General features: G+C 43.1%; 13 protein-coding genes. 11 read left to right on the top strand and 2 right to left on the bottom strand.

Features of this window, described 5'->3' with window-relative positions:
• Positions 1–10: 10 nt before the first annotated feature.
• Positions 11–163 carry a hypothetical protein gene (locus K2Q13_RS01485; RefSeq protein ID WP_292918874.1) on the bottom strand — a complete coding sequence of 51 codons (153 nt, stop codon included), beginning with the start codon at positions 161–163 and terminating at the stop codon, positions 11–13.
• A gap of 756 nt (positions 164–919) precedes the next feature.
• Here K2Q13_RS01485 and K2Q13_RS01480 point away from each other — a divergent pair.
• The 11 genes from K2Q13_RS01480 to galU all read left to right on the top strand — a co-directional run bounded on the left by K2Q13_RS01480 (position 920) and on the right by galU (position 12,992).
• Entirely contained in the window at positions 920–3,724 is a 2,805-nt protein-coding gene (locus K2Q13_RS01480; RefSeq protein WP_292918873.1) for a monovalent cation/H+ antiporter subunit A, read from the top strand.
• A complete protein-coding gene (locus K2Q13_RS01475; RefSeq protein WP_292918872.1) occupies positions 3,724–4,053 on the top strand; it encodes a Na+/H+ antiporter subunit C in 330 nt (109 codons plus the stop codon). Before K2Q13_RS01480 ends, K2Q13_RS01475 begins: the two co-directional genes overlap by 1 nt.
• A complete protein-coding gene (locus K2Q13_RS01470) occupies positions 4,050–5,588 on the top strand; it encodes a monovalent cation/H+ antiporter subunit D (protein ID WP_292918871.1) in 1,539 nt (512 codons plus the stop codon). Before K2Q13_RS01475 ends, K2Q13_RS01470 begins: the two co-directional genes overlap by 4 nt.
• Before the next feature lie 5 nt (positions 5,589–5,593).
• Entirely contained in the window at positions 5,594–6,085 is a 492-nt protein-coding gene (locus tag K2Q13_RS01465) for a Na+/H+ antiporter subunit E (protein ID WP_292918870.1), read from the top strand.
• Positions 6,079–6,348 carry a K+/H+ antiporter subunit F gene (locus K2Q13_RS01460; RefSeq protein WP_292918869.1) on the top strand — a complete coding sequence of 90 codons (270 nt, stop codon included), beginning with the start codon at positions 6,079–6,081 and terminating at the stop codon, positions 6,346–6,348. Before K2Q13_RS01465 ends, K2Q13_RS01460 begins: the two co-directional genes overlap by 7 nt.
• Positions 6,349–6,351: 3 nt before the next feature.
• Positions 6,352–6,765, top strand: coding sequence for a Na+/H+ antiporter subunit G (locus K2Q13_RS01455; protein ID WP_292918868.1), 414 nt, complete (start codon positions 6,352–6,354; stop codon positions 6,763–6,765).
• Positions 6,766–7,069: 304 nt separating this feature from the next.
• Entirely contained in the window at positions 7,070–7,966 is an 897-nt protein-coding gene (cysD, locus tag K2Q13_RS01450) for a sulfate adenylyltransferase subunit CysD (RefSeq protein WP_292918867.1), read from the top strand.
• Positions 7,966–9,870, top strand: a complete 1,905-nt coding sequence (gene cysN, locus K2Q13_RS01445; RefSeq protein WP_292918866.1) for a sulfate adenylyltransferase subunit CysN — start codon at positions 7,966–7,968, stop codon at positions 9,868–9,870. The genes cysD and cysN overlap by 1 nt, the downstream gene beginning before the upstream one ends.
• A gap of 80 nt (positions 9,871–9,950) precedes the next feature.
• Positions 9,951–10,910 carry an acetyltransferase gene (locus K2Q13_RS01440; protein WP_292918865.1) on the top strand — a complete coding sequence of 320 codons (960 nt, stop codon included), beginning with the start codon at positions 9,951–9,953 and terminating at the stop codon, positions 10,908–10,910.
• A 79-nt stretch (positions 10,911–10,989) separates the two neighbouring features.
• Positions 10,990–12,021, top strand: coding sequence for a UDP-glucose 4-epimerase GalE (gene galE / locus K2Q13_RS01435; protein ID WP_292918864.1), 1,032 nt, complete (start codon positions 10,990–10,992; stop codon positions 12,019–12,021).
• Between the two features lie 89 nt (positions 12,022–12,110).
• A complete protein-coding gene (galU, locus tag K2Q13_RS01430) occupies positions 12,111–12,992 on the top strand; it encodes a UTP--glucose-1-phosphate uridylyltransferase GalU (protein ID WP_292918863.1) in 882 nt (293 codons plus the stop codon).
• 269 nt (positions 12,993–13,261) lie between these two features.
• Here galU and K2Q13_RS01425 read toward each other — a convergent pair whose 3' ends face one another.
• Positions 13,262–13,435, bottom strand: coding sequence for a hypothetical protein (locus tag K2Q13_RS01425; protein ID WP_292918862.1), 174 nt, complete (start codon positions 13,433–13,435; stop codon positions 13,262–13,264).
• Positions 13,436–13,506: the final 71 nt, after the last annotated feature.

The following is a 13,506-nucleotide window of genomic DNA, read 5'->3' as shown; positions in this document are numbered from 1 at the left end:
AGCTTTATTTCTAAGAGCCTGAATTTTCTTGATCAGCTGCGTTGATAGCAGTATTATCGGTAATTGTTCTAGGGTCAATTGAAACTTTACGTGCTATCAAAACAAAGCAGCCAGATACTGCTAAAACCTTAACCGATTTAATCTTAGGCTGATTGGTGATCATGCCGACCCTCATGGTCATGTGCGTTGGCGCCGGAGCGCTACGAATTCATGTATTGAATCTCCTGGATTGATCGCTATAAAAGTACTGTGTACAGAATCATATAATCCGCTAAATCGTTTTAGCCGTAGAATCAATCTAAGTTCCAGAATGAAGATAATCCAAATCCGATTCAGTCATTATGGATCCGATATATCGATCAGGTTTTTGAGCAAACGGTTATATATTGGCAGAGAAGCGTGGCTGAAAAGTTGCAGCTGTTCCTGTTGCTGGTGGCAGGATTGAGATTGCCAATACTATGTCCAGTATAGATTTTAAGAATGATAGCGTGATTCGAATATAATCAGAAGGCAAGAAATACGCGGATATGCGTTTTGCTTCCAGGATCGGAAAGAGAGATTTTGGAACCAATGCCGCGCATATGGGGCTTCCTGGCTGAGTTAGCATAAATAATGAAGTTAAGTCATTTCGCTACGAAATTAATCATCAAATGAACAATCTGCATAGATAGCAATGGTATCATTTTACGGATTATTTTCTATTTTGGTTCTTTTAGGGAGTAGGTGTTTTTATTGAAAAGAATTTATTTCATTTTTATCAATGGAATAAATTTATTAAAAGATTGAAGCATGCTTATAAGGTACCAGTACACAAAATAATTATATTTTTTCTACAGAATCGAACTTAAGTGACTAATGCTGAATTGAGTTATGTAAATTAAGCAGGAAATATCCAACCGCTAACAGTATCCTAATTTTTATGAATTTATCGCTCGTCGCCCTTATACCTTTTGTCGGCGCCATTTTAGTTGCATCTATTTCCAGCTTAGGTAGATTACATGCTGCCTGGGGTGCCTGTACCGTGACGTTACTCGCGTTAGCCTTTTTGTATCCCATGATTGCTGATGTTTTTTCAGGACAAATTATCATTCAGCGCTTCAGTTGGATACCCATGCTTGGCCTGGATATAGTCTTTCGTCTTGATGGATTGGGTCTGTTATTTGCGCTGATGATCTTAGGCATTGGCTTGCTCATTATCCTCTATGCCCGGTATTACTTGTCCGAGCGGGACGACATGGGACGTTTTTTTGCTTACTTGCTGATTTTCATGGGTTCTATGCTGGGAATTGTATTATCAGAAAACATTATTCAGCTGTTGATTTTCTGGGAATTAACCAGCCTATCGTCGTTCCTGCTCATTAGCTACTGGCAACACCGGCAGGAATCCCGCAGTGGAGCACGCATGGCGTTGGCCGTCACTGGCGGCGGTGGATTGGCACTGCTTGGTGGCTTTTTGTTATTGGGTGAAATCTGCGGCAGCTATGATTTATCTGTGATTCTTGCATCTGGCGACAGTATCCGTGCTCACGCTTTATATTTACCGACGTTAATCCTGGTATTGCTCGGTGCTTTCACTAAATCAGCACAGTTTCCATTTCACTTCTGGTTACCCAATGCCATGGCGGCTCCCACACCGGTATCCGCTTATTTGCATTCAGCTACCATGGTAAAAGCGGGAGTGTTCTTGCTGGCCCGTTTTTTCCCTGCCTTGTCAGGTACACCGGAATGGTTCTGGCTAGTTTGCACGACAGGTCTGACCACATTGCTTGTTGCTGCTTACATCGCCATGTTTAAGCACGACTTGAAAGGATTGCTTGCGTACTCGACAATCAGCCATCTGGGCTTGATTACTTTATTATTTGGTATGGGTACGCCGCTTGCAGCAGTTGCCGGTGTTTTTCATATTATTAATCACGCGATTTTCAAAGCATCCTTATTTATGGCTGCAGGTATCATTGATCACGAAGCAGGTACACGTGATATGCGCCGTTTGAGAGGATTGTGGAAATTTATGCCACATACGGCATTGCTGGCCATGGTGGCTGCCGCTTCTATGGCAGGTGTGCCATTATTTAATGGCTTCTTGTCTAAGGAAATGTTTTTTGCCGAAACGTTGCATCATGCCAATCAACCGTGGGGATGGCTTATGCCTGCCGCAGCAACTTTAGCTGGTATTTTTGCGGTGGCTTACTCATTACGCTTCATTCATACGGTTTTTTTTAGTGGTGAGCCGGTTGATTTGCCCAAAACGCCACATGAGCCTCCTCGTTGGATGAAAGTACCAGTGGAAATTCTGGTAGGTTTATGTCTGCTGGTTGGTATATTGCCGGCATTAACTGTAGAACCCATTCTTGTAGTGGCTGCGGCAGGTGTTCTGCAAGGACCTGTTCCAGATCACGATTTAGCAATCTGGCACGGTTTCAACCCTGCATTATGGATGAGTATTATTGCACTATCCGGTGGAATTTTAATTTATTTAGCCCGTCGTCCATTATCTGCATTGCACGATCGATTCGTTGATCGAATAGAATTTAAATCACTATATAATTATTTGCTTAGTCAGCTTTTCAAAGTTTCTAGTTATATAACTTATTTACTGAATTCAAATTCGCTACAGCAGATGCTATTTGTTTTTATGATTTTTATCCTGATGCTCGGCTTGGCAGGTTTCAACGAAAGTGCATCCGCTTTAACTGGAGATCGTGCGTTATTACCCATGGATGGTGTCAGTATACTCGTTACGCTGATTCTTGTAATTGCTGCAATTGGAGCCGTTATTTTACATCGGCAACGTCTTGTATCGCTCATTTTAATGGGCGCAGTAGGTTTGGGAGTATCTCTCGTTTTTATCAAGTTTTCTGCACCGGATCTAGCCTTGACACAATTATCCGTCGAGGTAGTAACGATTGTTCTGATGCTATTAGCGTTATATTTTTTACCGCAATATTCACCACTAGAATCTGGAAATTATATACGCAGCCGTGATGTCATGATCGCTACAGCGGCAGGTTTAGGCGTGAGCTTATTAGTTTGGGCCATATTGACCCGCCCATATCATAGTATCGCAGATTATTTTTTAAGCAACAGTGTGCCGGGTGGCGGCGGAACCAATGTAGTCAATGTCATTCTGGTTGATTTCAGAGGCTATGACACACTCGGCGAAATTACCGTACTAGCATTAGCCGGACTGGGCATATACGCGATGCTGCACCAATTGAAATTATCCGGTTCTGAGCAAGATAGTGAAGGACAAACCTGGGATCGTGATTTACATCCGGTTATCATGGCGTCGTTTGTGCGCTTGTTATTACCGCTTGCCTTGTTGGTATCTGTATATATTTTACTGCGCGGACATAATCTTCCCGGCGGCGGCTTTATTGCCGGATTGATAACTGCGGTAGCACTAATCATGCAATATTTGGCCAATGGTGTCACTTGGGCACATACTCGGTTGTCGGTCGATATGCATAATGTGATTGGTGCGGGTATTTTCATTGCTGCGTTGACCGGTCTTGCCAGCTGGTTTTTTGACCATCCCTTCTTGACATCCACCTTTAGTTATTTACATTGGCCGATAATTGGAGAATTCGAGTTAGCTTCCGCCATGATTTTTGATCTGGGTGTTTATCTGGTTGTCGTCGGCACCACGCTGTTGATACTTATTCATCTTGGCCTGGTACATAAAGAGAGTCATTTGACAAACGTCAGAAAGAGAATTCGTTAATGGAAGCGCTGGTAGCAATACTGATTGGAACGCTCACAGCTTGTGGTGTTTACTTGGCTTTACGTGGTCGGACTTTTCCGGTCGTGCTGGGTTTGACCTTTTTGTCTTATGCCGTCAACTTATTTCTATTGGTCATGGGACGGCTCACTGTTGGCAAACCCCCGATTATAGTGGAAGGCGTAACGGAGTATGCGGATCCCTTGCCGCAGGCGTTAGTGCTGACAGCTATTGTGATCAGCTTTGCCATGACTGCTTTTGTCATTGTGTTGTCCCTCAAGGCGCACTTGGAAATGGGGAATGATCATGTGGATGGAAAGCATAAACCATGATAAGCCATATTGTTATTCTTCCTGTAATATGGCCGCTGTTGCTGGGTGCATTGTTATTATTGCTACAAAGACAGAGCCTGCAGGTACTGCGCATTGTGAGCATTTCATCCGTCAGTGTTTTGGTCTTTTTAGCGGGATGGCTGCTCAGTATCGTTAACAGCGGCGAGATTCTAGTTTATGTACTGGGCAACTGGGCGCCGCCATTTGGCATCGTTCTGGTTGCCGATCGGCTTGCTGCCTGGATGCTCATCATTACTGCGCTGGTTTCGTGGTGCGCGCTAGTTTACGCAGTACGTGGCACTGACACTGCCGGTCCACATTTTCATGTTTTATTTCAATTGCAACTATTTGGATTAAACGGCGCATTTTTGACCGGTGATTTGTTTAATCTGTTTGTATTCTTTGAAATTCTGCTGCTTGCTTCCTATGGCTTATTACTGCATGGTGGAGGGCGGTTGCGCACGATGGCCGGGTTGCATTTTGTCATCATCAATCTCGTAGGGTCAATTTTGTTTCTGTTTGCAGTGGGAACACTCTACGGACTTTTGGGCACGCTGAATATGGCGGATCTGGCTGTTAAAGTTGCCAATACTCCTGTCGAAGATATTGCGCTCATTCGTACCGCTGGCTTACTGCTGTTTGCCGTGTTTGCCCTCAAAACCGCTCTTTTGCCACTTTATCTATGGTTACCTGCGGCGTATGCCCACACATCCGCTCCGGTTGCAGCTTTGTTTGCTATCATGACCAAGGTTGGCGCATACTGCATTTTGCGTGTTTACACCTTGATTTTTGGTGAACAGGCTGGTCCAATTGCCGACTTGATCGACCCCTGGTTGTTGCCATTAGCTTTGGCAACACTGATCGCAGGTGTGCTGGGTGTGCTGGCAAGTACACATTTGCGCCAGCAAGTGGCCTATCTAGTGGTTGCATCCGTCGGTACACTGCTCATCGCTTTTGGCATCAATACAAGTGCCGGAATAGCTGCCGGATTGTATTACTTACCACATTCCACTTTTGCCGCTGCAGCATTTTTTCTACTCGCTGATAGCATTGTTAATCGCCGTGGCGAAATGAGTGATCGATTTGAACCGGGTCTGATCATGGTGCACCAACGAATAATAGGTACACTTTTTTTTATAGTGGCCATTTTGGTAGCTGGGTTACCACCATTATCTGGTTTTGTCGGAAAATTTCTGATCCTGCAAGCGGCACTTTCACATGCTGCTCTATCATGGATAATGGCCACTGTATTAATAACCAGCTTGTTTACTATCATTGCATTGGCGCGTAGTGGCAGTTTGTTGTTTTACCGGGCACAAGTGCCTGAAGCGGCTCATGCTGCAACGGATGACCATACTCAACCTATTATTACACCTCATGGTATAAGTGGGTTGGCAATACCTGTCTGCTTGCTTGCGCTATGCGTGGCTTTAATGGTTTGGGCTGGTGCAATTACTGAATTTGCACAGGAGACAGCAAACCAATTGCTGCAACCCGATGACTATATTCAATCTGTGCTAGGTACTGGAAAATAATAACCATGGCTCGTCTACTACCTCATCCAATTTTATCTCCCACACTGGCATGTTTATGGCTATTGCTGGTAAACAGCATAACACCCGGACAGATTTTTCTCGGCCTATTGCTGGGCTGGATGATACCATTGTTGACCCTGAGCTTCTGGCCAGAGGCCGTGACTATCCGCAAGCCGTTTACCTTGTTGCGGTATATTGGATTGTTACTGATCGATATCATAATGGCCAATTTTACCGTAGCACGTTTAATTCTTGGCGATCCAGATCGACTTAAACCGATTTTTGTTGAATTACCATTAGACTTAACATCCGATCTGGCTATTAGTTTATTGGCTAATAGCATTACATTGACACCAGGAACAGTGTCGGCGCGGTTATCTGAAGATCGTCGATATTTATTGGTTCATGCGCTGAATGAAGCTGATCCGGATGCGCTGATCGCGACGATTAAGCGCCGCTACGAACGCCCATTACAGGAGATTTTTGAGCTATGTTAGATTCTGTAATTCCAATTGCGCTTGGATTAGTAACAGCGGCTGTCGCCATGAGTTTCTGGCGCTTAATGTGCGGCCCCAGCATGCCGGACCGGATTCTTGCGCTGGATACTTTATATATAAATACTATTGCATTGTTAATGTTGTTAGGTATTCACCTGGGCAGCGCGCTATTCTTTGAGGCGGCACTACTGATTGCTTTGATGGGCTTTATAGGTACTGTTGCATTGTGCAAGTATTTACTGCGCGGTGATATTATCGAATAAATCATGCTGGAATATTTGTTATCTTTTCTAATTCTGACGGGCGCTACCTTAACTTTTATTGGTTCCTTAGGCCTTTTGCGACTTAAGGACTTTTATATGCGCTTACATGGACCGACCAAAGCCACGACTTTGGGAGTTGGCAGTCTGCTGATCGCATCGGCGTTATTTTTCAGCAGTCGTAATGCCGGTATCAGTCTGCACGAAATACTGATTACGGTGTTTCTTGTTATCACCGCTCCGGTGAGTGCACATTTACTTGCTAAGGCAGCATTGCATCTGAATTTGCATTCGTTTGCGAAAATGCCGGTCAAATCAACAAAGGGAGAAGAAGGGGCAGACGATGACGCAATGGATACCCAAACACCGGAAGAAAAATCTTCTTCATCAGATACGCATGTACCCCGCAAACCTGTTTAGTCTTGAAACTTAGTATTATATGGTTTGAGTATTCAAGTGATTGTCTCTTACTTGAATAAACAAGTAGATCGATAGGAATACTATAGTAAGTTTTGAGGTTAGATTCTTTAGTACCTGCTATCATTTAATAATAAAGCCAAGAGTTGATTCACATCCACAATTTTGTTAAATAGGAAATCAGCAGAATTGCTTCTAAGTATCAAAATTACAGGGATAAACTGGTTTATTTCGAGATAAGAAAAATTCTAAATTATATTAATATAATCCTAATGCTACTACTTTTTATGGAAGGAAATTATTAACAATGTTGACACATATACAACGCCTTGAAGCGGAGAGTATTCATATCATGCGGGAGGTGGTTGCAGAGTGCGAGCATCCGGTGATGCTCTATTCTATTGGCAAGGATAGTGCAGTGATGTTGCATCTTGCAGTAAAAGCATTTTATCCCTCGAAACTACCTTTCCCATTGTTACATGTTGACACGACATGGAAATTCAGGGAAATGATTGAATTTCGTGATGTAATAGCAAAGAAATTAGGACTTGATCTTATAGTTCACATTAACCCCGAAGGGGTTACAAAAGGAATTAACCCTTTTACACACGGCTCCGCAGTTCATACAGATATCTGGAAAACTGAGGGTTTAAAGCAAGCATTGGATAAACATGGTTTTGATGTTGCTTTCGGTGGAGCCCGTCGCGATGAGGAAAAATCACGTGCCAAAGAGCGGATTTTTTCCATTCGATCAGCACAACATCGTTGGGATCCCAAGTTACAGCGCCCCGAGTTATGGCGGCTGTATAACGCACGCAAAAATCCGGGTGAAAGTATTCGTGTTTTTCCGCTTTCAAATTGGACCGAGCTCGATATTTGGCAATATATCCATTTGAACAACATTCCTATTGTGCCATTGTATTATGCTAAAGAACGACCTGTTGTAGAGCGTGATGGTACTTTAATTATGGTTGATGATGACCGTTTTCCGATGCGAGAAGGTGAATCTCCGATGATGAAGAAAGTTCGTTTCCGCACACTGGGTTGCTATCCTTTAACCGGTGCGATTGAGAGCGAGGCAAGTTCCCTGGTGGATATTATTCAAGAAATGTTACTGGCAAGAACATCTGAGCGTCAGGGGCGATTAATCGATCATGATTCCACAGGTTCGATGGAGAAAAAGAAACAGGAGGGTTACTTCTAATGGCACACGTATCTGATTTGATTGCCGAAGATATCGAGCTGTATTTAAAAGCGCATGAAAACAAAAGTATGCTTCGGTTTATCACTTGCGGCAGTGTTGATGATGGGAAAAGCACTTTAATTGGGCGGATGTTATATGAGTCCAAAATGCTGTTTGAAGATCAATTGGCTCAATTAGAGGCAGATTCCAAAAAGATAGGTACCCAAGCCGGTGACTTAGATTTTGCATTATTGGTCGACGGTCTTTCTGCGGAACGTGAGCAAGGGATAACTATTGATGTGGCCTATCGTTTCTTTTCTACTGATAAGCGCAAGTTTATTGTCGCAGATACACCAGGCCATGAGCAGTATACCCGCAACATGGTCACAGGGGCTTCAACAGCCGACGTGGCGGTAATTCTTATTGATGCACGCAAAGGTGTCCTGACACAGACGCGGCGTCATAGCTATTTAGTTTCATTAATTGGAATTCAACATGTAGTGCTTGCAATCAATAAGCTGGACATGGTGGGTTATTCAGAAGAAATTTTTCATCAGATTAATAAAGAATATCGTGAATTTGCAAAAGAATTAGGGTTGAGTAATATTGTAACCATTCCGATGTCAGCCCTCAAAGGCGATAACATTACCTCATTGAGTGCCAACACGCCATGGTATCACGGTGAAACATTGATGGGATATCTGGAGAATCTGCAGGTCGAGGATATCAATGTGGAATCTGGGGTTTTCCGCATGCCGGTACAATGGGTCAATCGCCCGAATCTGGATTTTCGAGGTTACTCGGGTATGGTTGCACGTGGCAGCGTCAGGCCAGGTGATCTTGTTCGTGTGTTGCCGTCTGGCAGAGAGAGTCGTGTAACTCGCATTGTGACCAGTGATGGCGATTTAACGCAGGCAGTTTCAGGGCAATCGATTACATTGACATTGGCCGATGAAATCGATATCAGCCGTGGAGATATTTTAGCCGCCACGGATACTTTGCCGGGCGTAGCCGATCAATTTGAGGCCACGATAGTCTGGATGGTAGATGAATCGATGCTTCCCGGTCGGCCGTATTTGATGAAAATCGGGACAAAAACTGCCACCGCCAATGTTTCGGTGCTGAAATATAAGGTAAACGTTAATACGCTTGAACATGTCGCTGGCACCAAGCTGGAACTCAATGAAATTGGTATTTGTAACCTCAGTACTGACCAACTGATCGCTTTCGATCCTTATAAAGAAGATCATGACATCGGTGGTTTTATCCTGATTGATCGCTTAACTAATAATACGGTTGGTGCTGGCATGCTGCATTTTGCCTTGCGCCGGTCGCAGAATATCCACTGGCAGGCGATCAATATCAATAAGCAAGCACATGCTGCCACAAAAAGGCAAAAGCCGTTTATTCTTTGGTTTACTGGTTTATCCGGCAGTGGCAAATCAACCATTGCTAATTTAGTCGAGAAAAAACTCTATTCTCTTGGCAAGCATACTTATCTGTTGGATGGAGATAATGTGCGCCATGGGCTTAATAAAGATCTTGGTTTTACTGATGCGGACCGGGTTGAAAATATTCGTCGTATCGCTGAAGTTGCTAAATTAATGGTCGATGCAGGTCAGATTGTATTGGTGTCATTTATTTCACCTTTCCATTCGGAACGTAGGATGGCTAGGGAATTGGTAGAGCAAGGTGAATTCTTTGAGGTATTTATTGATACGCCTATTCATGTCGCAGAGGAGCGCGACCCCAAAGGATTGTACAAGAAAATGCGTCGAGGTGAATTGAAAAACTTTACCGGAATTGATTCGCCTTACGAAGCACCAGAAAATCCGGAAATACATATTAATACAACAAAGCTTACTCCAGAACAGGCTGTTGATGACATTGTCAACTACCTGACGCATATAGGGGCTTTAGGTTAATTTTTTAATAGTCATTGTCCGTTGAATAAAAAAATGAAAGTTAATTTCTCTCATATAGTTATATATAGGAAGCTATTCATATGAATCGTTTTTATGTATTTAATGGTGACGCGGATGGCGTATGCGCATTACATCAACTCAGACTTGCAGATCCAACAACTGCTAATCTGATAACTGGAGTTAAGCGTGATATCAAGCTATTGGATCGAGTGGAGGCAAATCCCGGCGATCTGGTAACAGTACTCGACATTTCTCTTGACAGTAATCGCAAAGGATTGATGCGATTATTGGAGGCGGGTGTCAGGATAGAATATTTTGATCATCATCACGCCGGAGAGATACCGCAGCATCCTAACTTGATTGCACATATCGATTTATCTGCTGATGCTTGTACTAGTCTTCTAGTCGATCAGCATCTAAAAGGGAAATTTCATCTGTGGGCAATTACTGCCGCTTTCGGCGACAATCTCGTGCAAAAAGCTCGTCAACTGGGAGCTACAGCAAAATTAACAGAAACTGAAATAGATCAACTTGCACATTTGGGTGAGTATCTAAACTACAATGGCTATGGTGATAATTTACCTGATCTGCATTTTCATCCCACTGCACTTTACGAAGAAATCAGACCTTATACGAATCCATTTGATTTCATCGCTGAATCGAATGCTTTTAGGAAGCTTTCTGAGGGATATCAGGATGATACGAGTCGAGCAGATTCATTGCAGCCTTTGACAACCGAAGAACGGTATGCCGCATATTTATTGCCAGATGCTCCTTGGGCAAGACGCGTCAGCGGTATCTTTGCCAATAAACTGGCAAACGCACATCCCCAACGTGCACATGCGGTGATTACGCCTAATCATGCCGGAAATTATACTGTAAGTGTACGAGCTGCTCTCGCAAACCCAAGTGGTGCTGATGTATTGTGCTTGCAATTTGATACAGGGGGAGGGCGCAAAGCCGCAGCCGGCATCAACCATTTACCAACAGGTTCATTAGATAATTTTGTCAGCAGCTTTAAACAACACTTTTGTAGTTAGTTCAGCGAAGCACCGGAAAATTTAGGCGAATCTCAATCCGACTAAATAAATCGATTACTTCTTATCGAGGGTTATCGTCATGATTCTTGTCACTGGTGGTGCCGGATATATTGGATCGCATACATGCGTTGAACTGCTAAATGCCGGTTTTGATGTAACCGTGTTTGATAATTTTTGCAACAGCAAGCCCGAAGCACTGGCACGTGTAACGCAAATCAGCGGCAGAAAACCCGAATTAATATCCGGCGATTGCCGCGATCGCGCTGCCGTGGTAGCAGCCCTCAAGCAAAGCAAGGCTACCGCTGTTATACATTTTGCTGGTCTCAAGGCAGTTGGCGAATCTGTTGATCACCCACTGTCATATTACGATAATAATGTTGTGGGTACATTGCGACTTTTGGAAGCGATGCAGGAATGTAATGTCAAAACCCTGGTATTCAGTTCTTCTGCAACGGTTTATGGCGATCCAGTTAAGCTACCGTTAACGGAGGATCATCCTCTCGCTCCCACCAACCCCTATGGTCGCAGTAAGTTGATGATTGAAGATATATTGCGTGATTTCCAACACAGCGACCGTTCGTTTCGAATCGGCATATTGCGTTATTTTAATCCAGTAGGTGCGCATCCAAGCGGCTTAATCGGTGAAGATCCGCAAGGAATACCAAATAATCTGATGCCTTTTGTGGCACAAGTTGCAGTCGGCCGCAGAGATACTCTAAGTGTATGGGGCAACGATTATCCAACTGTCGATGGTACGGGAGTGCGTGATTACATCCATGTCGTTGATTTAGCGCTTGGTCATCTCAAGGCATTGGAAACATTGGAAGCCACACAAAGCGAACAACAAAATGGTCAATATCCGAACTGTTTGACCGTAAATCTAGGTACCGGCAGAGGCTACAGTGTTTTGGAGGTTGTTCGCGCTTATGAACAAGCAAGTGGAAAGTCTATTCCTTATCGAATCGCACCTCGACGCTCAGGCGATATTGCTTCTTGTTATGCGAATCCGGATCGCGCCTATGAATTGCTTGGTTGGCGAGCGAAGCTTGGATTGGATGAAATGTGCGCCAATAGCTGGCATTGGCAAAACACGAATCCAAATGGTTATTGAAATTAGGGTGCATCACCATCACCATTTGGCTTATCAATCAGTAAATCAGTTCTGATTTAATCTATTAAGAAATATTAAGGAGATATCGAATGAAAGCAATTAGAAAGGCTGTATTTCCTGTTGCCGGATTAGGAACCCGTTTTTTACCGGCAACTAAAGCAAATCCTAAGGAAATGCTGCCTATCGTTGATAAACCGTTGATTCAATTCGCCGCAGAAGAGGCTGTTGCCGCTGGCATTGATGTGTTGATTTTTATTATTGGCCGCAACAAGAGTTCAATTCCAGATCATTTTGACAAAGCCTTTGAATTAGAAGCCAAGTTGGAAGAAGGCAGAAAAAAGGAAATGCTTAATGTAGTTCGCAATATTTTACCCGCACGTATTGATTGCGTTTATATTCGTCAGGCAGAAGCATTGGGATTAGGTCACGCTGTTTTATGTGCGCAGTCCGTAGTCGGTGATGAACCTTTTGCGGTATTGTTGGCTGATGATTTAATCAATGCGAATGAGCGCTGCTGTCTGAGTCAAATGACCGATATCTATAATCAAAATCATTGTTCAGTTTTAGGAATAGAACGGGTGCCACATGAAACTGTTAGCCGCTACGGCATTATCGATAGCGTACCGATTTCAGATAACTTGTCTAAAGTTAACGCTATTGTAGAAAAACCAGCGATTGATCAAGCACCTTCCAATCTTGCTGTCGTTGGGCGTTACATCCTGACACCACGAATTTTTAAGCTTCTGGAACAAACCCAACGTGGTGCTGGTAATGAAATTCAGCTCACGGATGGCATTGCAAAATTGTTAAAAGAAGAATCTGTGTTGGGCTATGAATTTCAAGGCAAGCGTTTTGATTGTGGTAGCAAGTCAGGTTACCTGCAGGCAACAGTAGAATTCGCATTACAACATCCCGAACTTAAACATGAATTTAAAAACTATTTGACTGAATTAACAAAAGAATATTCTTGACACTTGCACAGAAACTGAATTTGCGTAAATTTTTGCTTTAAGCAGACTTTACGCAATTTCCGCGCTTAAATCCTTATTTGCAATTCACCGTGGATCTTTCATAAGATTGTTTATTAAGGTTCAAAAAACCATTTCAATAGACAATCAAATCATCATATATTGCCGATAATTTGTATTATGTTAAATATAAGAATTAAGTTACGGAGGAAGAGCAACATGTTTTCAAAGTTTTTCTATAATCTTCTAAACGGTTTTCCGCTCGTTCATTTCTAATGATTTGATAAATGACGGCATAGCAAACGCAGTTCTTCAACATCAACGCCTGACTCGATCAGGCATTTCTTTTCTTTGGCGATATAACGGTAATATTTACGCTTAACAGATTTGATTCGGGTATAGCGGATTTGCCAGTAAAGATTATTAAGTTTTGAAAACTCTGCCATAAATATTATCCGAGATTAAAATATTTAGGAGTCTAGCGGCAAAGGCTAGTAAAAATATACCAGCTACGCAA

This window comes from Nitrosomonas sp. (assembly GCF_019752095.1).
In the GTDB taxonomy this organism is placed as follows: domain Bacteria; phylum Pseudomonadota; class Gammaproteobacteria; order Burkholderiales; family Nitrosomonadaceae; genus Nitrosomonas.
This window is presented reverse-complemented; position numbering and strand designations above follow the sequence as displayed.

What these genes read in the sequence shown, in the direction of transcription:
- K2Q13_RS01455 (WP_292918868.1), top strand. Translation starts at nt 6,352, where the DNA reads ATGCTGGAATATTTGTTATCTTTTCTAATTCTGACGGGCGCTACCTTA.
- K2Q13_RS01460 (WP_292918869.1), top strand. Translation starts at nt 6,079, where the DNA reads ATGTTAGATTCTGTAATTCCAATTGCGCTTGGATTAGTAACAGCGGCT.
- K2Q13_RS01475 (WP_292918872.1), top strand. Translation starts at nt 3,724, where the DNA reads ATGGAAGCGCTGGTAGCAATACTGATTGGAACGCTCACAGCTTGTGGT.
- cysN (WP_292918866.1), top strand. Translation starts at nt 7,966, where the DNA reads ATGGCACACGTATCTGATTTGATTGCCGAAGATATCGAGCTGTATTTA.
- cysD (WP_292918867.1), top strand. Translation starts at nt 7,070, where the DNA reads ATGTTGACACATATACAACGCCTTGAAGCGGAGAGTATTCATATCATG.
- galU (WP_292918863.1), top strand. Translation starts at nt 12,111, where the DNA reads ATGAAAGCAATTAGAAAGGCTGTATTTCCTGTTGCCGGATTAGGAACC.
- K2Q13_RS01440 (WP_292918865.1), top strand. Translation starts at nt 9,951, where the DNA reads ATGAATCGTTTTTATGTATTTAATGGTGACGCGGATGGCGTATGCGCA.
- K2Q13_RS01470 (WP_292918871.1), top strand. Translation starts at nt 4,050, where the DNA reads ATGATAAGCCATATTGTTATTCTTCCTGTAATATGGCCGCTGTTGCTG.
- K2Q13_RS01480 (WP_292918873.1), top strand. Translation starts at nt 920, where the DNA reads ATGAATTTATCGCTCGTCGCCCTTATACCTTTTGTCGGCGCCATTTTA.
- K2Q13_RS01465 (WP_292918870.1), top strand. Translation starts at nt 5,594, where the DNA reads ATGGCTCGTCTACTACCTCATCCAATTTTATCTCCCACACTGGCATGT.
- K2Q13_RS01425 (WP_292918862.1), bottom strand. Translation starts at nt 13,435, where the DNA reads ATGGCAGAGTTTTCAAAACTTAATAATCTTTACTGGCAAATCCGCTAT.
- galE (WP_292918864.1), top strand. Translation starts at nt 10,990, where the DNA reads ATGATTCTTGTCACTGGTGGTGCCGGATATATTGGATCGCATACATGC.
- K2Q13_RS01485 (WP_292918874.1), bottom strand. Translation starts at nt 163, where the DNA reads ATGATCACCAATCAGCCTAAGATTAAATCGGTTAAGGTTTTAGCAGTA.